The following is a 23,861-nucleotide window of genomic DNA, read 5'->3' as shown; positions in this document are numbered from 1 at the left end:
GGGGATCCCGCCCTTGGTCTGGCTGCTGGGGGGCGGCCTGATCGGGGTCAGCGCGCTCGGTGCGCTGTTCCTGTGGGGGAGCAACGCGCTCTCGCCCGGCGGGGTGCCGCTGATCGAGGCCGATGACCGGCCCTTCCGCGTGCGCCCGGAGAATTTCGTGGCGGCACCGGCCCCACGGCCTTCCGAGACCATTTTCGAACGCCCCGGCGCCCGGCAGGAACGTATGGGCGAGGCGCGCCTCGCGCCCGGGCCCGAGCGCCCGGTGCCGGAAGGCTGGCGCCAGGCGGTGGTGCCGCCGCCCACGCCGCTGCCGCCGGTGGCACCCGGTGGGTCGGGGCTGCAGCCGGCCATCACGCCGCCGCCCGTCGCGGCCCCTGCGCCCGCGCCCACCCCAGCCCCGCGCCCGGTGGCCGGCGGCGTGCAGGTGCAGCTGGGCGCGCTGCCGAGCGAGGAGGGTGCCATGGCGGAATGGAACCGCCTGCGCGGCCGCGTGCCCGAACTTGGCCCCTTCAGCCCCAATGTGGTCCGCTTCGACCGTGAGGGCCGCCCCACCTTCTGGCGCCTGCGCGTGAGCGGCCTGCCCGACCGTGACGCGGCCCAGGCGCTGTGCGAGCGGGTGCGCGCCAGCGGCGGCAATTGCGCGGTGCTGGGCAGTTGAGGGCAGGGGGCCGCAAGCCCGCCATCATCGGGCTGGCGGGCCCCACCCTGGCACCGGAGGAGGTGGCGCTCCTGCGGGCGGAACGCCCGCTCGGCGTCATCCTGTTCCGCCGCAATGTCGTGGACCCCGCGCAGCTGCGGGCGCTGACCGCCGCCATCCGTGACATCCTGGGGGCCACCACGCCCATCCTGGTGGACCAGGAGGGCGGGCGCGTGGCCCGGCTGCGCGCGCCGCACTGGCCCGAATTCCCGCCGCCCTCGGTGTTCGAACACGGCCCCGCCGAAGCCGCCCGCGCCAATGCCGAGGCCCTGGCCCGTATCTGCGTGGCGGAAGGGCTGGACGTGGTCTGCGCGCCCTGCCTGGATTTGCGCCTGCCCGGCGCCCATGACGTGATCGGCGACCGTGCCTTCTCGGCTGACCCGGAGGAAGTCACGCGCCTGGGGGCCGCCTGGATCGCGGGGCTGCGCGCCGGGGGCGTCATGCCGGTGCTGAAGCATATCCCGGGCCATGGCCGCGCCACGCTGGACAGCCACCTGGCCCTGCCGGTGGTCGAGGCGGACCGCGCCACGCTCGCCGCCGATTTCGCCCCTTTCCGGACCCTGGCGGCCCCCGATCTCTGGGCGATGACCGCGCATATCCTCTACCCGGCGCTGGATGCCGAGCGCTGCGCCACCCTCTCGCCCCGTGTGATCGCGGAGGTGATCCGGGGCGAGATCGGCTTCACGGGCTTCCTCATCTCCGACGATCTCGCGATGAAGGCGCTGGACGGCACGCCCGGCGCGCTGGCCATGCAGGCGCTTGCGGCGGGGTGCGATGCGGTGCTGCATTGCTCGGGCGTGCTGGCCGAGAGCGTCGCCGTGCTGGAAGCCTGCCCCATGGCGGCCGCCGCCTGATGCCCGACTGGTTCCCCGACGTCACGGCGGTGGTGATCGCCACCATCATCGCCATCACCTTCCACGAAGTGGCGCATGGCTGGGCCGCCCGCGCGCTGGGCGACCCGACGGCGGCACTCCTGGGCCGGCTCTCCTTCAACCCGCTGCGCCATGTGGACCCGGTGGGGACGGTCCTTGTGCCGGGCATCCTGCTGGTGTCGCAGCTCATGGCCACGGGCGGCGTGCAGATGATGTTCGGCTGGGCCAAGCCCGTTCCGGTGGACGTCCGCAACTTCGCCAATCCGCGCCTGGGGATGATGTGGGTGGCCATCGCCGGCCCGGCCATGAACTTCGCGCTGGCGGTGCTGGCGGGCCTGCTGATCCATGTGGCGGTGGCGGGGGATGCGTTTCTCTCGGCCGAATCGCTCGCCTGGGTCTATCGCTTCGTCAGCTTCGCGATCCTGGTGAACCTCGTGCTCGGCCTGTTCAACCTCATTCCCGTGCCGCCGCTGGATGGCGGGCGCATCGCGGTGGGCCTGCTGCCCTACCGCGCCGCCATGGCCTATGCGCGGCTGGAACATGCGGGGCTGTTCCTGGTGCTGGGCGTGCTGTTCCTGCTGCCCATGGCCATCCCCGCCTTCCGGCCGATGGACTGGTTCATCTTCGAGATCGTCCGCCCCGTCTTCGACTTCGTGGTCTGGCTGACCGGGAATGCGGGGCGATGAGCGAAGCCACCGCACCCGAGGCGCTGCTGCTGGACATCGAGGGCTTCCAAGGCCCGCTCGACGTGCTGCTGGAACTGGCGCGGGCGCAGAAGGTGGACATCCGCTCCATCTCCATCCTTTCGCTGGTGGACCAGTATCTCGCCGTGATCGAGGGCGCGCGCGGCGTGCGGATCGAGCTCGCGGCCGATTGGCTGGTCATGGCCGCCTGGCTCGCCTGGCTGAAATCCCGCCTGCTGCTGCCCGAGGAGGAGCGCGGCCCGGACGAGGAAGACCCTCTGCTCGCCGCCGCCCGCCTGACGGAGCGCCTGGCCGAGCTGGACCGCATGCGCGCCGCCGCCGAATGGCTGGGCCGCCGCGCCCAGCTGGGGCGCGAGACCTTCGCCCGCGGCGCCCCGGAATCGCTCCGCGTGGAAGACCGTTCGGGGCTGGTGACCGACCTCACCACCCTGCTGCGCGCCTATGCCGCCGTCCGCCGCCGCGCCGTCGCCTCGCGCCCCTTCACGCCCCGCCCGCGCAAGCTGTGGTCGGTGGCCGAGGCGCTGGGCCGCCTGCGCGCCCTGCTGGGCGAGGCCGGCACGGGCTGGTCCACGCTGGGCCAGTTCCTGCCGCCCGACATGCTCTCGCCGCTCGACCGCCGGGCCGCCATGGCCTCGACCCTGGTGGCGGCGCTGGAGGCGGCGCGGGGGGGCGCGGTGGAATTGCGCCAGGACACCGTCTTCGGGCCCATTCATCTGCGAAAAGGCGAGGGGGAGTTGCCGCATGTCGCCTGAACAGGACACCCACCCGGACTTCACCCGCGCCCTGCGGGTCGCCGAGGCGCTGGTCTTCGCCTCGGACAAGCCGGTGCCCCTGCCGCGCATCCAGTCCGCCCTGCCCGAGGGGGTGGATGCGGCCTCGGTGATGACGGCGCTCGCCGCCCGCACGGCGGGTGCCGCGGTGGAGCTGGTGGAGGTGGCCGGCGGCTTCGCCTTCCGCACCGCGCTGGACCTCGCACCCGCCATCACCCGCGTGGTGGAGGTGCCCCGCCGCCTGCCGCGCGCGGCCATGGAGGCGCTGTCCATCATCGCCTACCACCAGCCGGTGACGCGGGCCGAGATCGAGGAAATCCGCGGCGCTACCCTGTCCCAGACCACGCTGGACGCGCTGCTGGAGGCCGACCTCGTCACCCCCCGCGGGCGGCGGGAAAGCCCGGGGCGGCCCACCCTCTGGGGCACCACGAAGCATTTCCTGGACCAGTTCGGCCTGAAATCCCTGAACGACCTGCCTCGGCGGGAGGAGCTGGTTTCGGGCGACCTGGCCGTGGGCCCGCGCGACGGCGCGCCGCCGCTGGTGCCCGATGGGGGCGTGCCGCAGGCGGCGTGACGCCGCCCGCCATGGACAGGCGCGGCCCGGCCCGCCACAAGGCGCCCATGCTGCCCCCCATCATTCCCGCATGAGCCTCCGGCTCGAGGACATCCACCACGCCTATGGGCCGAAGGTGGTCCTGCGCGGGGTCAGCCTGGAGGTGGCGGCGGGCGAGATCGTCTGCCTGCTCGGCCCCTCGGGCGATGGCAAGACCACGCTGCTGCGGCTGGTGGCGGGGCTGGAGCCGCTGCAACAGGGGCGCATTTCGCTGGGCGGGCGCGTGCTGGCCGCCCCCGGCCAGGATGTGCCGCCCGAATCCCGCCATGTGGGCTTTGTCTTCCAGGACTATGCGCTGTTTCCGCATCTGACGGTGGCCGACAACGTGGCCTTCGGGCTGCGCCGCATCCCGCGCGGCGACCGCGGTTGGCGCGTGGCCGAGGCGCTGGCCCGGGTGGGGCTGGAGGCCTACGCCCAATCCTGGCCGCACCAGCTCTCGGGCGGGCAGCAGCAGCGCGTGGCGCTGGCCCGCGCGCTCGCCCCGCGCCCCGAGGCCCTTCTGCTGGACGAAGCCTTCGCGAGCCTCGACGCAAGGTTGCGCGAACAGGTGCGCGACGACACCCTGCATGTGCTGCAACAGGCCGGCATCCCCGCCCTGATCGTCACCCATGACGCGGAGGAGGCCATGTTCATGGCCGACCGCATCGCCCTGATGCGCGAGGGACGGGTGGTGCAGCTGGGCACGCCCGAACAGCTCTACCTCCACCCCGCCACCCCCTTCGTCGCCACCTTCCTGGGCGAGGTGAACCGCCTGCCCGCCCGCATCCGCCAGGGGGCCGCCGAGACCGTCATCGGCGCCGCCCCCGCCCGCGGCCTGCCGGAAGGGGCGCCGGCCGAATTGCTGCTGCGCCCCGAGGGGCTGCGCGTGATGGAAGCCGGCACATCGGGCAGCGCGCTGGCCGAGGTGCAGGCCTGCCGCCTGCTGGGCGCCACCACCCTGGTCCATATGGCGGTGGCGGACGGGGAGGGGGGTGTCCTGCACCTCCATGCCCGGCTGCCGCCCGGGGCGCGCCTCTCGCGCGGGGACCGGGTGGGGGTGGCGCTGGACCCCGAGCGTGCCTTCGCCTTCCCTTCCGAAAGCTCATGATCCGAATCCGCGCGGGCGGGGTGCAAGCGGGCCCTGGCGGGACTAAGTAGAAGCTTGCCGCATTGGCGCGGCGTGGCCCGGCTGGTATCCATGGCCCCCTTGAGGGCTAAGCAGAGGACTTGATGTTCAACCTCGCCTGGACAGAGATCCTGCTGATCATCATCGTCGCGGTGGTGGTCATCGGGCCCACGCAGCTTCCGGGCGCCATCCGCGGCATGGCGGACGGCATCAAGAAGGCGAAGCGGCAATTGGCGGCCTTTCAGCAGCAGGCTGATGAGCTGGTGCGCGAAGCCAAGCTCGAAGGCGTGCGCGATCAGATCGCCGACGTGAAGGGCGCCATCAACGAAATCCGCAGCTTCGACCTGAAGGGCCATATCCAGAAGGCGGTGGACGAGGACGGGACGCTGACGCGGACCTTCAACGAGGACCCGCTCTCGGGCTCCACCACCACGGCCAGCACGCCGGCCTGGACGCCGCCGCCCACGGCCCGCGACACGCCCGACGCGCCGGCCATGATCCCGCCGCAGACCATGGCGCCCTACAAGCCGCCGCCGGAGCCGCCCAAGCCCGAGGTGCCGGCCTTCCTGCCGCCCTCCACCCCCGCGCCGCTCAACATGGCGCCGCCGCCCCCGCCGCCTGAGCCCGCGCCCGTGGTGGCGCCGGCGGCCCAGGACGCGCCCGCCGAAATCCCGCCGGCCGAGGTGCCGCGGATCGAGAACGCCGCCACCGAAGCCCCCGCGCCGGCCCCCGTGCCGGCCAAGACCGCCTGAGGCCCCGCCGTGTCGGACATCACCAAGGACGATCCCATCAACGACAAGCCCATGTCGCTGATGGAACACCTGATGGAGCTGCGCGCGCGCCTGCTCTGGTCGGTGGGCACTTTCATCGTGATGTTCATCCTGTGCTACTACTACAGCGCACAGATCTACGGCTTCCTGGCCCGCCCGCTGGCCGACATCCTGATGGCCCAGGGCGCCGGCGCCGGCGACCGGCGGATGATCTTCACCGCCCTTTATGAGGCCTTCTTCACCTACCTGAAGGTGGCCTTCTTCGGCGCGGTCTTCTTCAGCTTCCCGATGTGGGCCACGCAGCTCTGGCTGTTCATCGCGCCCGGCCTCTACCGCTCCGAGAAGCGGACGATCATGCCCTTCCTGCTGGCCTCGCCCGTGCTGTTCGTGGCCGGCGCGGCGCTGGTCTACTACTTCATCTTCCCGCTGGCCTGGCACTTCTTCATCAGCTTCGAGACGCCGGCCGGGGCGGGCACCGTCGCCATCCAGCTGGAGGCGAAGGTCAGCGAATACCTCTCGCTGGTCATGCACATGATCCTGGCCTTCGGGCTGGCCTTCCAGCTGCCCATCCTGCTGGTGCTGCTGTGCAAGGTGGGCATCCTGAGCGTGGACAGCCTCCGCAAGGGGCGGCGCTATGCCATCGTGGGCATGTTCGTGGTGGCGGCCGTCATCACGCCGCCGGACATCATCAGCCAGGTGGGTCTCGCGGTGCCGCTGATCCTGCTCTACGAGGTGTCGATCCTGCTGGCCTCCTGGATGGCGCCCAAGCCCGCGAAGCTCGATCCCGACTGATTTTCCGGAACGCCTGACCCATGCATGACATCAAGACGGTCCGGACGGATCCGGCGGGCTTTGACGCGGCCCTGGCGCGGCGGGGCCTGCCGCCGCAATCGGCCGCCCTTCTCGCGCTGGACGAGGCGCGGCGCGCGGCCATCGGGCTGGGCGAGGGCGCCCAGGCCCGCCGCAACGCCCTCTCGCGCGAGATCGGCGCCGCCATGAAGCGCGGCGACACCGCGGAGGCCGAGCGGCTGAAGGCCGAGGTGGCGGCCGCGCTGGCCGAGGCCGCCGCCGCCGACCCCGTGGCGCGCCAGGCCGAGCTGGACGACGCGCTCTCGCGCCTGCCCAACACGCTGGACCCCGAGGTGCCCGAGGGCGCCGACGAGAGCGCCAATGTCGTGCTGCACCAGCACGGCGAACCCGCCGAAATCCCGGATGCGAAGCAGCATTTCGAGCTGGGCGAGGCGCTGGGCCTGATGGACTTCGCCACCGCCGCCCGCCTCTCCGGCAGCCGCTTCGTGGTGCTGAAGGGCGCGCTGGCGCGGCTCGAGCGCGCGCTCGGCCAATGGATGCTGGGCGTGCATGTGGACCGGCACGGCTACACCGAGGTGAACCCGCCCCTGCTGGTGCAGGCGCCGGCCCTCTACGGCACGGGGCAATTGCCCAAGTTCGAGGAAGACCTGTTCCGCGCCGGCGACCACTACCTGATCCCGACGGCGGAAGTGCCGCTGACCAACCTCGTCGCCGAGCAGATCATCCCCGAACCCGAACAACCGCTGCGCTACACCGCCCTCACCCCCTGCTTCCGCAGCGAGGCCGGCAGCGCGGGGCGCGACACGCGCGGCATGCTGCGCCAGCACCAATTCCCCAAGGTGGAGATGGTCTCCATCACCCGCCCCGAGGACAGCGCCGAAGAGCATGAGCGCATGACGCGCTGCGCCGAGGCCATCCTGACCGAACTCGGCCTGACCTGGCGGCGCATCATCCTTTGCGCCGGGGATACGGGCTTTGGTGCCGCCCGCACCTATGACCTCGAAGTCTGGCTGCCCGGGCAGCGCGCCTGGCGGGAAATTTCCTCCTGCTCCAACTGCCGGGACTTCCAGGCGCGGCGCATGAAGGCGCGCTTCAAGCGCGGCAAGGACAACCTGTTCGTCCACACGCTGAACGGCAGCGGCGTGGCCGTGGGCCGCGCGCTGATCGCGGTGATGGAGACGCACCAGCAGCCGGATGGCTCCATCCGCGTGCCGGAGGTGCTGCGGCCGTGGATGGGTGTGGAGAAGATCGGCAGCGTCTGATCGGCTTCGGTGGGATCACCGAAGGCGTGAATCAGCCGCGCAAAATTCCTAAACCGGCAGCCGCATCCGCGCCCGCAACCCCCCCATCGGGCTCTCCTCCAGCGCGATCTCGCCGCCATGGGCGCGCACCACGTCGCGCGCGATGGCGAGCCCGAGCCCCGTTCCGCTGGCCGAACCGCTCATGAAGGGCTTGAAGGCCTCGGCGCGCTGGGCCGCCGGGATGCCCGGGCCGTCATCATCCACCAGCACCTCCGCCCAGCCGCCCTCGGCGCCGACGGGCGGGCGCACCGTCACCGCGATGCGCCGCGCGTGGCGGCGCGCATTGTCCAGCAGGTTGCCGAGCGCGCGGGCCATGGCGTCGCTTCGCAGCCGGAGCGGCAGGGTCTCCGGCAGTTCCAGCTCCACCGTGGCCCCGCTGCGCCGCGCCTTGGCCGCGGCCTCGCTCACGATGGCGACGAGGTCCGCCGGCCGCGCCGCCTCCGTGCCCTCGCCGCGGGCGAAGGCCAGGTAGGCCTCCACCATCCGCTCCATCTCCTCGACATCCTGCGTCAGGGCCGCGATGTCCGCCTCGGTCTCGGGCGTGCGGGGCAGCATGGTGAGTTCCAGGCGCATGCGCGTGAGTGGCGTGCGCAGGTCATGGCTGATGCCGGCCAGCATCTCGGTGCGCTGGTTCACGAAGCGCAGGATGCGTTCGCGCATGGCGTTGAAGGCCACCGCCGCCTGGCGCACCTCGCGCGCCCCCTCGGGCTTGATGGGGCCGTTGTCGCGGCCGAGGCCGAAGGTCTCCGAGGCCTCGGCCAGCCTGCGGATGGCGCGCACCTGGTTCTTCATGAACAGCACCGCCACCACCGCCAGCAGCACGGCCGAGCCCACCAGCCAGATGACGAACACATAGAGCGTGGTGGTGATCAGCCGCCGGCGCGAGGCCTCGACGTTCAGCACCCCGTCGTCCAGCTGCGCGCGGATGATGATGACGTTGGGGTCGCTGTGCCAGTCCACGTCGAAGGGCAGGGCCAGGCGTTCGCTCAGCGCGCGGCGCAAATCGCCCTCCAGCGGCAGCAGGCGCATCCAGGCGGGGCGGTGGGGGATGGGGCCGAGGGCCGCGTCCGGCTCGAAGCTGAGGGCGAGGCCCAGCCGCCACTGCGCCTCGCGCATCACGAAGGGCCGCGTCTCGGGCGAGGCCGCCTCCACCATCACCGCGACGAAGCCCACATCGCCCGCGAGCCCCGAGGTGAGGCGGCGCGAGATCACGTCCAGGTGCCCGCCGTAGAAGAGCTGCAAGGCCACCCCCTGCAGCACCACCAACGGCAGCAGCAGGATCAGCAGCACGCGCGCGAGCAGGCCCCGCGGCAGCACCGCCGAGAGCCGCCTGGCCAGCGACTTGTCCGGCCGCAGCAGCGTGGCGAGCCAAGTGGCGCGCGCGGGCCGGCTGGTGCTCACGGCCCGGGCCGCAGGACGTAGCCGCGGTGGCGGATGGTGTGCAGGAAGCGCGGCTCGCGCGGGTCGGCCTCGATCTTGCGGCGCAGGCGCGTCACCTGCACGTCCACGCTGCGTTCGCCGGCATCGGGGGTGCCGAGCGCGGCCGCGATGTCCTCGCGCGAGAGCACCTCGCCGGCGCGGCGGGCCAGGGCCGTCAGCAGCGCCGTCTCGCCGCCCGTCAGGCGCAGCACGCCCTCGGGGGTGCGGAGTTCCGCGCGCTCCGCGTCGAACCAGCGCTCGCCGAGCTGCACGAGGCCGAGCGGTGCGGCGGCCGGGGCGGCGGGCTGGGCGCGGCGCAGGATGGTGCGGATTCGCAAAGCGAGTTCGCGCGGGTCGAAGGGCTTGGCCAGGTAGTCGTCGGCGCCGTGCTCGAAGCCCGCCACGCGGTCATCGGGGTCGCCGCGGGCGGTCAGCATCAGCACCGGCGTGTCGCGCCCCTCGCGGCGCAGGGCTTCGACGAATTCGAGGCCCGTCTCCCCCGGCATCATCACGTCCACCACCAGCAGGTCGAACTCCATGCTGGCGAGCGCGGCGCGCGCGGCGGCGGCATCGGCCGCACCCGCCACGCGGTGGCCCTGCTCGGCCAGGAAGCGTTGCAGCAGGGCGCGCAGCCTGGCGTCATCGTCCACGACCAGGATGTCGGCGGCGGGCTCGGCCATGGCGTCAGGCGCTCCGGCGGGCGGGCATGGGCGCGAAGGCCGGGGTGGTGCGGCCCGGGGCCGCCGCGCGTTCCAGCGCCTCGAACTGCGTGCGGGCCTCGGGGCCCATCAGCCCGCGCATGACGCGGCGGAAGCCCTCCACCGCCTCGGGCCCGGCCTCGCGATAGGCGCGCAGCACCCATTCGCGCTGGGCGTCGAAGAGGCGGCGTTCCAGCGCCTCGCCCTGCGGCGTCAGGCGCAGCAGGCGCTGGCGCTTGTCCTTCAGGCCGGGCGCCTGGTGGACATAGCCCTGGTCAATGAGGGGCTGCAGCACGCGGCCGAGGGATTGCTTGGTGATGGAGAGGATCGCCAGCAGCTCGCCCACCTTCATCCCCGGCGCGCGGCCCACGAAGTGCAGCACGCGGTGGTGCGCCCGCCCCATGTCGAGCTGCGCCAGGATGCGGTCCGCCCCGGCCGTGAAATCGCGATAGCCGAAATAGAGCAGGTCCTGGGCAAGACGGAGCTCCTCCTCGCGCAGGAACAGCAGGCTGCGCGCCGGCGCGCTGTCCGGGCGCATCACGTCCTGGTGCAGGCTGGGGGGGCGGTCCGGCATGGCTGCCATGCTCCTCTTTTCGGTCAGGTTCATTGACACATTTTTTCCGGACATTCTAGAAGCAAGGGGCATCACGCAATGATGCTGCGCCGCAAGGTGTCCGGGCATTCCTTTCCGAACATCCACCACGGCGCAAGCGCAATGTGCCAACAAGCGTGGAGAAACGCCCGTGGCCCTGGTTCCCTATGACGACCGTGACGGCTTCATCTGGTGGAATGGCGAGTTCCGCCCCTGGCGGGACGCCAAGCTGCACGTCCTGACGCACGGGCTGCACTACGCCTCCGCCGTCTTCGAGGGCGAGCGCGCCTATGGCGGGCAGATCTTCAAGCTGCGCGAGCACAGCGAACGCCTCATCAACTCCGGCCGCATCCTGGGCTTCGAGATTCCCTGGAGCGTGGAGCAGATTGACGCGGCCTGCCAGGAGACGGTGGCGAAGAACGGCCTCACCAACGCCTATGTGCGCCCCATCGCCTGGCGCGGCGCGGAGGAGATGGGCGTGGCCGCGCAGGCCACGAAGGTCCACATGGCCATCGCCGTCTGGGAATGGGGCGCCTATTTCGGCGTGGAGCAGCGCATGAAGGGCGTGAACCTGGCCTGGGCCAAGTGGCGCCGCCCGCACCCCGAGACGGCGCCCACCGCGTCGAAGGCCACCGGCCTCTACATGATCGGCACCATGAGCAAGCACGCCGCCATGGATGAGGGCGCGGACGACGCCATGATGCTCGACTGGAAGGGCGACATCGCGGAGGCCACCGGCGCCAACGCCTTCTTCGTCTTCGACGGCGAGATCCACACCCCGACGCCCACCTGCTTCCTGGACGGCATCACGCGGCGCACCGTCATGGGCCTCGCCCGCAAGCGGCAGATGAAGGTGGTGGAGCGCGTCATCAAGCCCGAGGAACTGCCCCGCGCCACCGAGGCCTTCCTGGCCGGCACGGCCGCCGAGGTGACGCCCATCCGCCGCATCGGCACGCAGGACTTCACGCCGGGCAGCATCACCGAGACGCTGATGAAGGACTACGAGGCCACGGTGAACAACCGGGCGTGATGTTGCGCCCGGCGTGATCCGCGCGCGCGGATCACGCAAGTCTTTTTCCGCGTGCGTGATTCGCCTCTCCGCGCGCGGAACGCCCGCGAAGCCTTGACGGCTGCGCCCCGCGCTGGAATGCAGGGGTCAGCCGGAGGTGAAGCGGAAGATGCCTGTGCCCAATGCCACGCAACCGCAGCCCGGCCGTCCCTCGCGGGCGATGCCGGCGTGATCGTCCGCGCACTGCGGCGTTGGCGCCTGCGCCCGGCCCTGCGGGCGCTGCGCGAGGCCGATGCGGCGCGTGACGCCGGGCGCTGGGCGCAGGCCGCGCAGCGCTACCGCCGCTACCTGCAGGACAGGCCGCAGGATGCCCCCGTCTGGGTCCAGCTCGGCCATGCCGAGAAGGAGGGCGGCGAGCATGCCCGCGCCGAGGCCGCCTATCGCGAGGCCATGCGGCTGCGCCCCGACGACCACGACGCCCCCCTGCACCTCGGCCATGTGCTGAAGCTGCAAGGCCGGCTGGTGGAGGCGACCGAGGCCTACGACCTTTCGGCCCGCCTCGCCCCCGTCAACCACGCGGCGACGGAGCTGCGCGCGCTGCGCCCGGAGCCGGAGGCCGACGCCCCACGCGGCCTGTTCCGCCCCGCCCCCGTGGCGCGGGTTGTGGAGCGCGAGGCCCTCGTCGCCGCCCAGCGCGCCGCCGAGGCCGCGCCCGAGGACCGCGAGGCCCGCCGTGCCCTGGCCGAGGCGGCGCTGGCTGCGCATGAGCACCTGCTGGCGCGCGAGGCCGCGCTGGCCTGCTGGGCGGCCCAGCCCGACCGGCGCCACTGGCAGCTCGCCCGCCGCACCACCGGCGCGCCGCCGCCCTCCTCCGGTGCGGCCGCCCCCGGCGCCACCCTCTACGATGTCACGGACCTGCTCAGCCTCGTGCGCCAGACTGGCCGCGCGACGGGCATCCAGCGCGTGCAGCTCGGCCTCGCCGAGGGCATCCTGGCCGACCCCGTGGCGGCCGCCGAGGCGCGCTTCGTGGTGCTGGCCGAGCGCATGGGCCCGCTCTGGACGCTGGAGGTGGCGGACCTTCGCGCCATCCTGACCTATTGCCTGGCCGAGCGGCACGACCCCGACCGCGCCCGCGCCCTGGTGGAGGCGGCCCATGACCGCGCCCGCCCCACCGACCTCACGGCCGCGCGGCACTTCGTCATCCTGGGTGCCTTCTGGTTCTGGACCGGGGCGCCGGCCGCGCTGGCGCGGCTGCGCGCGGCGGGCATCCGCATCGGCGTGCTGGTCTATGACCTGATCCCCGCGACCCACCCCGAATACACCAGCGAGGGCACGGTGCTGGCCTTCCGCCAGGGCCTGGCGGAGGGCGCCCAGCTCTGGGACTTCGCGCTGACCATCAGCGAATACACGGCGCGCGAGCTGCGGCGCGCCCTGCAGGAGCTGGGCGCGCCCGCCATTCCCATCCGGCCCGTGCCGCTCGCGCACCGCATGAACGCGGCCCTGCCGGAGACGGGCGAGGCCTGGCCCTCCGCGCTGGAGGGGCTGCGCGGGCAGGACTACATCCTCTCCGTCTCGACCATCGAGGCGCGGAAGAACCACCTGGCGCTGTTCCAGGCCTGGCGCCTGCTGCTGGCCGAGGGGTTCGAGCCGCCGTCGCTGGTCATCGTGGGGCGGCCCGGCTGGCGGGTGGACGACCTGATGGCGCAGCTCGAATCCACCCGCTACCTCGATGGGCGCATCCGCATCGTCCATGGCATCTCGGACCCCGAGCTGGACGCGCTGTATCGCGGCTGCCTGTTCTCCATCTTCCCCTCCTTCACCGAGGGCTGGGGGTTGCCGGTGGGCGAATCGCTGGCGCTGGGCAAGCTCTGCCTGGCCAGCCCCGAGGGCGCCACGCCCGAGGCCGGCGCGGGCTTCGCCGAACCCATTGACGCCTACAGCCCGCGCGCCATCGCGGAACGCGTGCGCCATTTCGTCACCGACCGCGCGGCACTCGCCGCCGCCGAGGCGCGCATCCGCGAGGGCTTCCGCGCGCGCAGCTGGGCCGAGGTCTCGGCCGATTTCCTGGCGGGCATGGCCGAACTCACCGCCGCCCCGCCCCCGCAGCGCGAGACGCCCACGCCGCCGCGCCTCGCCCCCGGCGAGCGCTGGGTGCTGAGCCAAGGCGCCCCCGCCTGCATGCTGCTGGGCGCGGGCTTCGAACCGCCCGAGGAGGGCGGCGCGCCCCTGCTCGGCGCCCATGGCTGCCTGGAGGTGACGCTGGACGCGCCCGCCACCCTGCTGCTGCGCCTGGCCGCGCGCCCCTGGGCCGAGATGAACCGCCTGGGCGCCTTCGCCGAGGGCGCCCAGCCCCGCTGGTTCGGCCTGATGCCGGGGCAGGAGGCGGCGGCGGTGCTGGACCTGCCCGCCGGCACGCACCAGATCGGCCTCGTGCTGGACGGCCCGCTGGAACCGCCGCCCGGCCACCCGGACCCGCGTCCCATCCGGGTGGCATTGCGCGAGGTGACGGCGGTGGCCCCGGGTGCCGCGCGCCTGCCGCCCCGGCGCTGCATCCAGCTCGGCCCGCTCGCCGAGAATCCCGCCTGGGCCGCCATGCTGGCCGAGGGGTGGGACCTTTCGCCCGACATGGTGGGGGTGCAGCCCATCTCGCTCGCGCCCGTCATCGCCTTCGCCGCCGAGGGGGTGGAGGCGGGCGAGGGGCTGCGCGTGCTGCTGCACCTCGCGGTCCAGCCCGGCGCGGGCGGGGTGCTGCGCCATGCGGAGGGCGAATTGCCGCTGCCACACGGGGGCGGGCCCCTCATTCTCCCGCAGCGCGTGGAGGCGGGCGAGGGGGGCCTTGTCCGGCTGCGCCTCTCCATGGCCGAGGGCGGGGTGCCGCCGCTGCGCCTCGTGGGGCTGCAATGGGCCGCGGAGAATGACACGGAGGGCCGGCTTGCCCTGCTGGAAGGCCTGCTGATGACGGGCGGCGAGGGGCTCGGCCTCTCGGGCGCCGAGCGTATCGCGCAGATCGAGGCGCGGCTGCAGCGCGGCGCCGGCGCGGCGCCCCTGCCGGGCGGCGAGGCGGGCCGGGCCGCCCTGCGCCTCGCCGGCGCGCGTCGCACCTGACCATGCGCGTGCTGCTCGACATGCAGGGCGCGCAGGGGGCGTCGCGTTCCTCGGGCGTGGGGCGCTACCTGCGGGGCCTCGCGCATGGCATGGCCCGCGCGCGCGGCGGGCGGGAGCTGCACCTGCTGCTCAATGCCAGGCTGCGCGAATCCGCCGCGAGGCTGGTGGAGGAGTTCACGCCCATCCTGGGGCGCGAGGCGCTGCACCTCTTCACCCCCCCCGCGGGCTGTGCCGCGGGCGACAACCCGCAATCGCCCCGCCGGCGGCTGGCGGAACTGTTGCGCGCCGAGGCGGTGCACGACGCGACGCCGGACCTGCTGCTGGTGGGCTCGGTCTTCGAGGGCTGGCGCGACGAGGCCGTCACCACCTGGCCCGCCAGCCTGCAACGCCCGCACACGGCGGCGGTGCTCTATGACCTCATCCCGCTCTCGCTCAGGCCCATGTATCTGGACGGGCTGTGGCGCGAGGCGGGGCTGCTGCCCTGGTATTTCCGCGCGCTGGACGAGGTGGCGCAGGCGGAGACGCTGCTCTGCCTCTCCGAGGCCACGCGGGAGGAGGCGCTGCGGCACCTTCGCAAGCCGCATGAGCGCCTGACGGTGCTGGGCGGCGGCGTCGAGCCCCACTTCGTGCCGCCCGAGGTGCCGGACCCCGGCCTGCCCGCGCGCTACGGCCTGCCGCCCGACTACCTGCTCTTCCTGGGGGCGGGCGACCCGCGCAAGAACGAGGCCGTGCTGCTGGACGCGCTGGCCCTGCTGCCGCCGGCGCTGCGCGCGCGCCACCCGCTCGCCATCGGCCATGTGAACCCGCCGCACCTGCGCGCCATGGCCGAGGCGCGCGGCCTGACGCCCCGCGAGGTCATCACGCTGCCCTTCGTGGCCGAGGCGGACCTGCCCGGCCTCTACGCGCAATGCGCCCTGCTGGTCTTTCCCTCGCTGGCCGAGGGGCTGGGCCTGCCGCTGATGGAGGCCATGGCCTGCGGCGCGCCCGTGATCGCGAGCAACCTCTCCGCCATGCCGGAGGTGATGGGCCGCGCCGACGCGCTGTTCGACCCCGAGGATGCGCCCGCCCTGGCCCGCATGATCGAGGCGCTGCTCCGTGATCCCGACCGCCTGGCCGAGATGCGCGCCTATGGGCTGCGCCGCGCGCGGGAGTTCAGCTGGGACGCCGCCGCCGCCCGCGCCTGGCCGGCGCTGGATGCCATGGGCGCGCGGCGCGGCTATTGGCGCCCGCTGCCGCGCCCGCGCCTGGCGCTGGTGGCGCCCCTGCCGCCCGCGCCCACCGGCATCGCGGACTACACGGCGGAACTCGCCCCCGCGCTGGCGCCGCACTACGCCGTGACGCTCGTTTCCGACACCCCGCCCGAGGGCGCGCTGCGCGGCCGCTTCCCCTGGATGCCGGAGACCGAGTTCCTGGCCGAGGGCGCGCGCTTCGACCGCATCCTCTACCAGGTGGGCAACAACGCGCTGCACGCCTCCACCCTGCGCCGCCTGCTGCCGCGCCACCCCGGCATGGTGACGCTGCACGACCCCGTGCTGACCGACCTCCGCAACTGGATGCTGACCGACCGCGCCGAGCGCGAGTCCGCGCTGGCCCGGCGGGTGGAGGAGGAAGGCTACCCCGCCGCCCTGGCCGGCCAGCCCGGCGCGGGCAGCGCGGGCGTGCTGGCCCAGGCGCTCGGCGTGCTGGTCCATTCCGCCCATGCGCGGCGCCGCCTGCTCGAGGAATACGGGGCGGAGGCCACCCGGCATGTGCGGGTGCTGCCGCATCTGCGCGCGGGGCCGGCCCTGCCCACCGCGCCGCGGGCGCGGCGGCTGCTGGGCGTCGGGCGCGGGGCGCTGGTCGTCGCCGCCTTCGGCCTCGTCACGGTCCGGAAGGGGCCGCTCGAACTGCTGGCCGCCTTCGCCCGCATCGCCACGCAATTTCCCGAGGCCCGGCTGGTCTTCGTGGGCGGCGCGCAGGATGCGCTGGACCAGCGCATCAGCGACGTGGCGCGGCGGCTGAACCTTGCCTCGCGCGTCATGGTCACGGGGCGCCTGCCGCTGCGCGACTACCGCCGCTGGCTGGCCGCGGCCGACCTCGCCGTGCAGCTGCGCGCCGACAGCACGGGCGAGACCTCGGGCGCGGTGAAGGATGCGCTGATGGCGGGGCTGCCCGTCGTGGTCAACGCCCATGGCGCCATGGCGGAACTGCCGGAGGAGGCCTGCCAGGTCATCCCCGACAACTTCACCGAGACGGAGCTGGCCGAGGCCATCGGCCGCCTGCTTGCCTCGCGCGAGGCGCGGGAGGCCCTGGGGCAGGCGGGCCGCGCCTGGGCGCAGGCCGCCCTGGCGCCGGAGGATGTGGGAAGGCGGCACCGGCAGCACATCGAGGAGGCCTATCTCTTCGGTCCCGGCGCCGGCGGCCATGACGTGACGCGCTGGGCGGCGGAGCTGCCGCTCTCGGCCGAGGATGCGGCGGCGGGCGGCGTCGCCATCGCGCGTGCCTGGACCGGGGCGCGCCGGCCCCGGCTGTGGCTGGACACCGCCGCCCCCGGCTTCGAGCCGGGCCTGCTCGCCCTGCTGCGCGAGGGGGCGGGGCGCTTCCGGCCGGAGCCCTGCCGCCTCGGCCCCGGCGGCTTCGTCACCGACCATGGCTGGGCCTGGGAGAAGCTCTCCCTGTCCGGCCTGCCGCCCGCCGAGGGCCCGGCCGCGCTGACCCCCTCCGACGCGCTGCTGACCGCCGCCCCCGCCGGCGGCGAGGCCGCCCTGATTGCCGGCTGCCGGCTGCTGGCCCCGCCCACCGCCGGCGCGGGCGAGGCCCAGCGCGCGGCGGTGCTGGATCAGCTCACGGATTGACCGTGATGCGCGCGGTGTTCTGCCGCGCGAAGAAGCTGGGGCGGTACATGTCCACCACCTCCGCCCCCGGCAGCTCGAAGCGGCCCGGCGTCACCACGCGGATGCGTGCGGCGATGCGGGCCTCACGCGCCTCGCGGGTGAAGGTGAGGGCGGCGGCCAGGCGGTCATCCAGGGCGGGCATGGCGTCCACCTCGGTCAGCGGGCCGAGGTCGGGCAGGTTCGGCACGGGCCCCGCGGGCAGGCGCGAGACGATCTCCCACCCCGCGGGCAGGCCCTGGGTCAGCATGGCCATGTGCTCCTGCCCGCTCTCGGCGCGGGCATCGAGCACCAGCAGGAACTCGACCCCGGGACGCAGCGCGTCGAGGTTCTGCGCCTGGCCATCCAGCGCCACGAAGCGGCGGCGGATGGTCATCTGCTGGCGCCCGGCGGGGGCGGCCTGGGCCGGCGTGCCGGAGATGGCGATCTGCACGGGCAGGGGCGCCTCGCCCGCGTTGCGGAGAACGCCGCCGCCGGTCACGTCCAGCGCGCGCGCCTGGGTGGCGCTGCCGTTCCAGGCGGCGCGGACGGGCCGCGCATCCTGGCCGAGGGTGACTGCCGCCAGCACCGCCCAGGCCTGTTCCTGGGTGGAGGCGCGCTGGGGCGTCAGTTCCGGCCCGGGCTGGCGGGCCGCGGCGGCGCTGACCTGGGCGGCGGGCAGTCCGGCCTCGCGCGCCAGCACCACCAGCGCCAGGGCGTCGCGCGCGGCGCTGCCATAGTCGTAGAGCCAGTCCGTGCGCGCCGTCATGGCCAGGGCCTCGGCGAAGGCCGCGTTCGCGCGTTCGGTGTCGCCCGCGCGGGCGAAGCTGGCGGCGAGCTGCGCGCGAGCGAGCGGCGTGGGCAGGCGCGAGGACACCTCCAGAAGCCGCCGCGCCGCGCCCAGCCGGTGCCGCCCGGCCAAGGACAGCGCGTTCAGCCGCGCCGCCTGGGCCGCGAACTGGGTGGGTTCGGAGGGGCTTTGCTCCAGGCGTTCCTCGAGGTCCGCCAGCGCCGCCTGCAAGGGCGCCTCGGGCACGGTGGCGCCGGCGGCCCGCGCCCGCAGCAGCGCCTCCACGGCATAGGCGGAGGTCCAATATTGCGGCTCGCCCTGCGCCGACCATAGGCCGAAGCTGCCGTCGAAGCGCTGCCGCGCCAGGATGCCGTCCACGGCGCGTTGCAGGGCCACGGCGTCGCGGGCCGGGCTGCCCTCGTTCAGCGCGGCCGCCATGCCGATGGCCTGGGAGGAGACCTGCTCCAGGCAGGCCAGCGGGAAGGCCTGCAACGCAGCCAGCATGCCCGCCGCGTCATAGCGCACGGGCGAACCCAGCCGCGCCACGGCCCGCCAGCCGGGCAGGAAGGCTCCGGCCGCAGGCGCCAGTCGCGCCTCGGCGCCGGGTGCCACCTCCAGCGTGGAGAGCGCGGTGGCGATGGGGCGGGAGGACCGCACCGTGATCCGCGCCTCGCGCGTCGCGGTGAAGCCGCCGGGGCCGGAGACGGCGAGGCGAAGCACGCCCTCGCCCGGCGCCACGGCCCGCAGCGGCAAAGGCGGCTGGGCGCGGGCGCCCGCCTCCAGCTGCGCCGTGATGCGCGCCTCGCCGCGCAGCGCCAGCGCTCCTTCGGCCGTGACGTTCACCACCACCTCGCCCGCCGGCAGTTCCAGGTTGTGCAGCAGCAGCGCCGCATCCGCCTCGTCGCCGGGGGCGAGGAAACGGGGCAGCAGCGGCTCGGCCAGCAGCGGGTCGCGCACGGTGAGCGGGCGCGAGGCCGCGCCCACCCGCGCCTCGGCCCAGGCCACGGCCATCAGGCGCAATTCGCCCGCGAAATCGGGCAGGTCGAGGGGGATGGTCGCGCGGCCCTGCGCGTCCGTCTCCACCACGCCGCTGAACAGCGCGACATTGCGCTGGGGCGGCGTGAGGGCGGCCAGCCCGTCCATGTCGTCGCCGCCCTGGCGCAGCGTGACGGGCGCGCCCTCGGGCGGCGCGATCAGCCGGCCGTAATCGTCGCGGATGTCCACGCCCAGCGTGCGGCGGCCCATGTAGTGCGTCAGCGGGTCGGGGCTCGCGAAGCGGGTCAGGCGCAATATGCCCTCATCCACCGCGGCCAGCGTCAGCCGCACGGGGCCGGAGGCGCCCGTCACGGTCACGGGCAGCTCCACGCGCGTGCTGGGGCGCACCCGGTCGGGCGCGTCCAGCGTCACCGCCAGCGCCCGGCTGTCGCGCGACATCTGCACCCAGGCGAGGCCCAGCGCGCGCCCCGGAAGCTGCGGCCCGGCCTCCGGCCGGAAGACGGTGACGGCCACATAGGCGCCGGCGCCCCAGGCCGCGTCGGCGGGCAGGGTGATTTCGGCGCCGGCCTCGGGCACCTCCATCTCGCGGATCGAGAGCAGGCGGTCGGTCAGCACCGCCACGGCGGCGCGGCCGGCGAAGGGGGGCGTGATCCGCAGCGTCACCGTCTCGCCCGGCGCGTAGCTGGCGCGGTCGGTGGCCACGTCCACGCGGTCGGGCACCTCGGCGCTCTCGCTCGCCACCCAGCCGGAGCGGAAGCGGATGGACGCCAGCGCCATGCCGCCCGCCTCCTGCGCCTCCAGCCGGTAGCGGCCGAAGGGCAGGGTGCGGGTGAAGCGGCCGGGCTCGGTGCCGGTCAGGCGGATGGGCGTGCTGTCCACCGGCTCATCGGTCCAGACCGTCTCGTAGCGGGGGGTGCCGCCGCGGACGACGATGCGCCAGTCGGGGCGCTCGCGCACGAGGCGCAGGTTCACCTCGCCGGCCAGCGGGTTGCCCTCGGCGTCGGTCATGATGACCTGGATGGCCGCCTCGGCCCCCGCATCCACGGCGGCGGGCGCGGCGAGGCCCAGGAAGCGCGGCTGGGCGGCCACCGCGAGGTCCAGCGTGGCGCGCGAGGCGCGGCCGCCCGGTTCCTCCACCAGCACCATCAATTCGCCGCGCAGCGGGCGCGTGGTGTCGGGGGCGCCGGGCAACTCCAGCCGCAGCGTGGCGCGGCCATCGGCGTCGGTCTCGGGCAGTTCGGCCTGGATCAGGTCGGGCGCGAAGCTCTCCTCCTCCAGCCCGAAGCGGAAGTCGCGCCAGCGCTCGAAGGGGCTGCGCTGGGTGGTGAGGCGCAGTTCGGCGCTGCCCGACAAGCCGCTGCCCGGCGCGCCATAGAGGAAGCGCGCCGTGACGGGGATCTCCATGGGCTGGCCGGGGCGCAGCGGGCCCGGGGCGGGGCCGGCCTCGACGGCCAGGCGCTCGGCCACGAAGCTGTCCACGCGGAAGGTGAGTTGGCCCACGGGGGGCGCATTGGGGTCCGCCACGGCCTCCAGCGTCCAGGCGCCGGCCTGGGCGGCGGCGGGAAGTGCCACGGGCCAATGCCCGCCATCGCGCACCACCTGCTCGGCCAGGATCTGCCCGTTGGGGCGGCGCAGGCGCAGGCGCAGCGGCGCGTCCACCGGCGCGCCGCCCGCATCGCGCAGCAGCGCCATGGCCTGCACCGTCTCGCCCGGCCGGTAGATGCCGCGATCGAGCCAGAGGAAGGCATCGAGCGGCCCGGGATGGGCGCGGCCGGCCACGCCCCGGTCGGAGAGGTCGAAGGACGCCGCCTCCAGGTTCAGCGTGACGAGATCGTCGTCCGTCATGGCGTGCAGCGCCACGGGCGCCATCGGCCCCTCGCCGCGCAGCAGGGGGGCGTGGAAGCGCGCCAGCCCGTCGGGGCCGGTCGTGGCCTCGGCCAGGATGTCGTTGTTGCGGGCCATCAGAGCCACCCGCACCCCCTCGCGCGGGGCGGCGGAGGCGAGCCCCCGCACCTGGGCCGCCAGCCCCCCCGCGCCGCGCCAGGCCGTCAGGCCAAGGTCCGTCACGATCAGCGGCTGCGCCGCCGTCAGCCCGCGCGAATCCCGCGCGCCATCGGCCGGGCGGGCCACCATGATGTAGAGGCCGGGGCCGGCCGTCCGCACCGCCTCCGGCAGGGGCACGGAGAGGCGCTGGAAGCGGTTCGCCTCGCCGCGGGGAAGCTCGATGGCGCCCTCCCACACCACCTGGCCCCATTCCTCGTGCAGGTAGCCGGCGGTCCAGCCGCTGATGGCCTCGCCCAGCCGCGTCTCGCGCGAGAAGGGGATCAGGCTGCGCTCCGTCAGGCGGATCACGCGCATCTCGATGGCCGAGATGTTCATCAGCGCCATGGGCACGCGGGCCTCGGCGCGGTCGCGCGGCATCAGGTAGTGGCCGGGGTCGAAGGCGAGGCGCGGTGCCCGGTCGGGCATGGCGATGTTCAGCACCTGGTCCTGGTTCACGCGCAGCCCGTCCTCGCCGGGCATGCCCGCGCGCAGGATCACGCGCGTGGTGCGGCCAAGCGGCAGGCCCAGGATGCAGATGGAATCCCGCTCGCGCGTGAAGCCGAGGCCGGGGATGGCGGGTTCGGCGCGCAGCCAATCCTCCGGGCGCCAGTCGTCGCGGCGGGCGGGCGGCGTGGTGAAGCCGAGGCAGGCGCGGGCGGGCTCGGCGTCCGGCTCGGTGTTGAGGCGGCGGACCAGCACACCCACCTCGCGCCGCGCGGCGGCGAGCGCCTGCTGGTGGCGGGGGTTCGACGGGTCGCGCTGCAACACGGCCTCCAGCGCGGCGAGGCGCGGCAGGGGGCGGTTCTGCGCGGCGAGCGCGTCCGCCATCACCAGCAGCGAGGGGATTTCGGGCGCGCCGCCCGGCACCTCGATGAAGTTTTGCCAGGCGGCGCGCAGGGCGCGGACGCCATCGGGCGGCGTGCGGCGGAGTTGCGCGCGGGCCAGCGCCAGCCATTGCTCGGGCGTGGCCTGGCCGAGGGCCACGCGGGCCTCCCAGGCCTCGGCGGCGGCGGCCCAGTTGTTCTGGCGTTCGGCGGTGGCGGCGCGGCTTTCGGCGGCCTGGCGCTGGGCCGGGGTGCCGCCGGCGGGGTAGCGGCGTTCCAGCTCATTGCGGTAGCGCTGCGAATCCTGCCACAGGCCGGGAATCTCGAAGCCCTGGGCGGCCAGCGGCGCGGCGGGCATGGTGAAGGCCAGCAGGAACAGCAGGAACAGGCGCCGGAACATGGGCAGGCTTCCTCGACCATTGCCGGGCGGCTGATTCACGGCATCGGTGATGTCACCGACGCCGATCAGGCGCCCCCAGGGAGGCGTCCCCCGGTTCGGCCCCAGCATGGCACGAAACAGGCGCGGCGGAAGCGCCTCAGCGCGGCGTCACCGAAAGCGTCATCCCGCCCCGCGGCCGCACGCTGAGCCGCGCGCGCGGCATGGGGCGCGTCGTCTCGGGCACCGCGAAGTCGAGGCGCTGGAGCAGCACGGCCAGGAAGGCCGTCATTTCGGCCTGGGCGAAGGCCGCGCCCGCGCAGATGCGCGGCCCCAGCGAGAAGGGGATGTAGCCGAAGCGCGGCGGCTTGCGCGGCGCGTCGGGCAGGAAGCGCTCGGGGCGGAAGGCGTGTGGTGCGTCCCACAGCTGCTCATGCCGGTGCAGCAGCCAGGGCAGGGCCATGACGGTGTCGCCCGCGCGCACCGTCACCTGGCCGATGCGGTCGGCCTTCGCCGCCTCGCGCGAGAGATAGGGCACGGGCGGGTAGAGGCGCATGGCCTCCTGCGTCACGGCCTTGGTGAAGGGCAGGCGGGGCAGGTCCGTGTAGTCCGGCGCGCGGCCGCCCAGGACTTCCGCGTGTTCGGCGCGGAGCCGTTCCAAGGTCGGTGGGTGGCGGGCGATGAGGTAGAGCGACCAGGTCAGCGCATTGGCCGAGGTCTCGCTGCCCGCCAGCAGCATCATGCCCAGTTCATTCACCAGGTCCTCGGCGTCGAGCAGCGGCTGGCCATCGGGGGCCAGGGCCGCGCGCATCTCGGCGAAGAGTCCGCCTTCCTCCGGGTCGGCGGCGGCGATGCAGCCCGCGATGGTGGCGCGGACGTCACGCGCATGGCGCAGCGCGCCGCGCAGCTGGAAGCCCGAAAGCCGCTCGGGCAGGCCCAGCAGATGGGCGAAATCCACCGCCAGCACGGATTGCTCATATTCCGCGAAGCTGGAGGCGATGCGGCGCGCGGCGGCTTCCGTGCCGGTGCGGGGGAACAGCGCGCGCATCACCGCGAGGGCCGTCGTGCCCGCCAGTTCCGCCGAGACATCCACCTGGCCGCGCCAGCGCGCCGCCATCTCCTCGGCTCCCTGCACGAACAGCGGAAAAAAGCCCGCCGTGCGCGAGGGGTGCAGCAGCTTCATCACGACGGCGCGCCGCTCGGCCCAGAGGGGGCCGTGGTTGCCGAACATGCTGTCGCCCAGCACGGGCGAGACGGCGGAGCGGAAATGCCGGCTCTTCGCCTCGTAGTCGGCCCCGCGCAGGATGAAGACGTGCCGCACCAGATCGGGCTCGTTCACCACCAGGGTGCGCTGGCGCAGGGTGCGGATGGGGATCAGGCGGTGGCGGAAGCCCGTCTCGGGGAAGAAGCGCAGCAAATCCTGCGCCGAGGTGCGGATCATCGCCCAGGGGCCGGGAAAGCGGGCGGGCAAGGCGGGGCGCGGCGGGATCAGGTCCGGCACGGACATCAGGCGGAACT

The 23,861-nt window shown here is 74.1% G+C and carries 17 protein-coding genes; 12 read left to right on the top strand and 5 right to left on the bottom strand.

The genetic code is table 11. From position 1 onward, the window contains the following. Nucleotides 1-13 precede the first annotated feature (13 nt). The 9 genes from JTN19_RS20100 to serS all read left to right on the top strand — a co-directional run bounded on the left by JTN19_RS20100 (nt 14) and on the right by serS (nt 7,603). Entirely contained in the window at nt 14-658 is a 645-nt protein-coding gene (locus JTN19_RS20100) for an SPOR domain-containing protein (RefSeq protein WP_242530929.1), read from the top strand. Next, nucleotides 655-1,551, top strand: a complete 897-nt coding sequence (nagZ, locus tag JTN19_RS07430; RefSeq protein WP_206931265.1) for a beta-N-acetylhexosaminidase — start codon at nt 655-657, stop codon at nt 1,549-1,551. The genes JTN19_RS20100 and nagZ overlap by 4 nt, the downstream gene beginning before the upstream one ends. Beyond that, nucleotides 1,551-2,255: a site-2 protease family protein gene (locus tag JTN19_RS07425; RefSeq protein ID WP_206931264.1), complete on the top strand. Its 705-nt coding sequence runs from the start codon at nt 1,551-1,553 to the stop codon at nt 2,253-2,255. The genes nagZ and JTN19_RS07425 overlap by 1 nt, the downstream gene beginning before the upstream one ends. Beyond that, nucleotides 2,252-3,025 carry a segregation and condensation protein A gene (locus tag JTN19_RS07420; protein WP_206931263.1) on the top strand — a complete coding sequence of 258 codons (774 nt, stop codon included), beginning with the start codon at nt 2,252-2,254 and terminating at the stop codon, nt 3,023-3,025. Before JTN19_RS07425 ends, JTN19_RS07420 begins: the two co-directional genes overlap by 4 nt. Next, nucleotides 3,015-3,617, top strand: a complete 603-nt coding sequence (gene scpB, locus JTN19_RS07415; protein WP_206931262.1) for an SMC-Scp complex subunit ScpB — start codon at nt 3,015-3,017, stop codon at nt 3,615-3,617. Before JTN19_RS07420 ends, scpB begins: the two co-directional genes overlap by 11 nt. Before the next feature lie 70 nt (nt 3,618-3,687). Continuing rightward, nucleotides 3,688-4,743 carry an ABC transporter ATP-binding protein gene (locus JTN19_RS07410; protein ID WP_206931261.1) on the top strand — a complete coding sequence of 352 codons (1,056 nt, stop codon included), beginning with the start codon at nt 3,688-3,690 and terminating at the stop codon, nt 4,741-4,743. A gap of 122 nt (nt 4,744-4,865) precedes the next feature. After that, the gene (locus JTN19_RS07405) at nt 4,866-5,513 is read left to right on the top strand and encodes a twin-arginine translocase TatA/TatE family subunit (protein ID WP_206931260.1); all 648 of its coding nucleotides are present in this window, start codon (nt 4,866-4,868) and stop codon (nt 5,511-5,513) included. A gap of 51 nt (nt 5,514-5,564) precedes the next feature. Beyond that, nucleotides 5,565-6,323 (top strand): twin-arginine translocase subunit TatC, encoded by a 759-nt coding sequence (gene tatC, locus JTN19_RS07400; protein WP_206931317.1) that lies wholly within the window; start codon nt 5,565-5,567, stop codon nt 6,321-6,323. Nucleotides 6,324-6,343: 20 nt separating this feature from the next. Then, entirely contained in the window at nt 6,344-7,603 is a 1,260-nt protein-coding gene (gene serS, locus JTN19_RS07395) for a serine--tRNA ligase (protein ID WP_206931259.1), read from the top strand. A gap of 48 nt (nt 7,604-7,651) precedes the next feature. Here serS and JTN19_RS07390 read toward each other — a convergent pair whose 3' ends face one another. The 3 genes from JTN19_RS07390 to JTN19_RS07380 are packed head-to-tail and all read right to left on the bottom strand — an operon-like array spanning nt 7,652 to nt 10,333. Beyond that, nucleotides 7,652-9,043, bottom strand: a complete 1,392-nt coding sequence (locus JTN19_RS07390) for an ATP-binding protein (protein ID WP_206931258.1) — start codon at nt 9,041-9,043, stop codon at nt 7,652-7,654. Next, entirely contained in the window at nt 9,040-9,741 is a 702-nt protein-coding gene (locus JTN19_RS07385; protein WP_206931257.1) for a response regulator, read from the bottom strand. The genes JTN19_RS07390 and JTN19_RS07385 overlap by 4 nt, the downstream gene beginning before the upstream one ends. A 4-nt stretch (nt 9,742-9,745) precedes the next feature. Further along, complete coding sequence (locus JTN19_RS07380) at nt 9,746-10,333, bottom strand: MarR family winged helix-turn-helix transcriptional regulator (protein ID WP_408901857.1); 588 nt, start codon at nt 10,331-10,333, stop codon at nt 9,746-9,748. A 169-nt stretch (nt 10,334-10,502) separates the two neighbouring features. Here JTN19_RS07380 and JTN19_RS07375 point away from each other — a divergent pair, with 169 nt between their 5' ends. From JTN19_RS07375 to JTN19_RS07365, 3 genes are all read left to right on the top strand, one after another. Then, nucleotides 10,503-11,381 carry a branched-chain amino acid aminotransferase gene (locus JTN19_RS07375; RefSeq protein ID WP_206931255.1) on the top strand — a complete coding sequence of 293 codons (879 nt, stop codon included), beginning with the start codon at nt 10,503-10,505 and terminating at the stop codon, nt 11,379-11,381. Between the two features lie 207 nt (nt 11,382-11,588). Further along, the gene (locus JTN19_RS20510) at nt 11,589-14,465 is read left to right on the top strand and encodes a glycosyltransferase (protein ID WP_206931254.1); all 2,877 of its coding nucleotides are present in this window, start codon (nt 11,589-11,591) and stop codon (nt 14,463-14,465) included. 2 nt (nt 14,466-14,467) lie between these two features. Beyond that, nucleotides 14,468-17,299 carry a glycosyltransferase gene (locus tag JTN19_RS07365; RefSeq protein WP_206931253.1) on the top strand — a complete coding sequence of 944 codons (2,832 nt, stop codon included), beginning with the start codon at nt 14,468-14,470 and terminating at the stop codon, nt 17,297-17,299. Here the strand turns inward: JTN19_RS07365 and JTN19_RS07360 are convergent. Both JTN19_RS07360 and JTN19_RS07355 read right to left on the bottom strand, forming a co-directional pair. Further along, the gene (locus JTN19_RS07360; RefSeq protein ID WP_206931252.1) at nt 17,289-22,367 is read right to left on the bottom strand and encodes an alpha-2-macroglobulin family protein; all 5,079 of its coding nucleotides are present in this window, start codon (nt 22,365-22,367) and stop codon (nt 17,289-17,291) included. The genes JTN19_RS07365 and JTN19_RS07360 overlap by 11 nt on opposite strands. Before the next feature lie 136 nt (nt 22,368-22,503). Beyond that, a complete protein-coding gene (locus tag JTN19_RS07355; RefSeq protein WP_206931251.1) occupies nt 22,504-23,850 on the bottom strand; it encodes a cytochrome P450 in 1,347 nt (448 codons plus the stop codon). Nucleotides 23,851-23,861: the final 11 nt, after the last annotated feature.

Source organism: Roseococcus thiosulfatophilus (genome assembly GCF_017311575.1).
Classification (GTDB): domain Bacteria; phylum Pseudomonadota; class Alphaproteobacteria; order Acetobacterales; family Acetobacteraceae; genus Roseococcus; species Roseococcus thiosulfatophilus.
The sequence above is the reverse complement of the archived record's forward strand: the minus strand, read 5'-3'. Positions and strand labels throughout refer to the sequence as shown.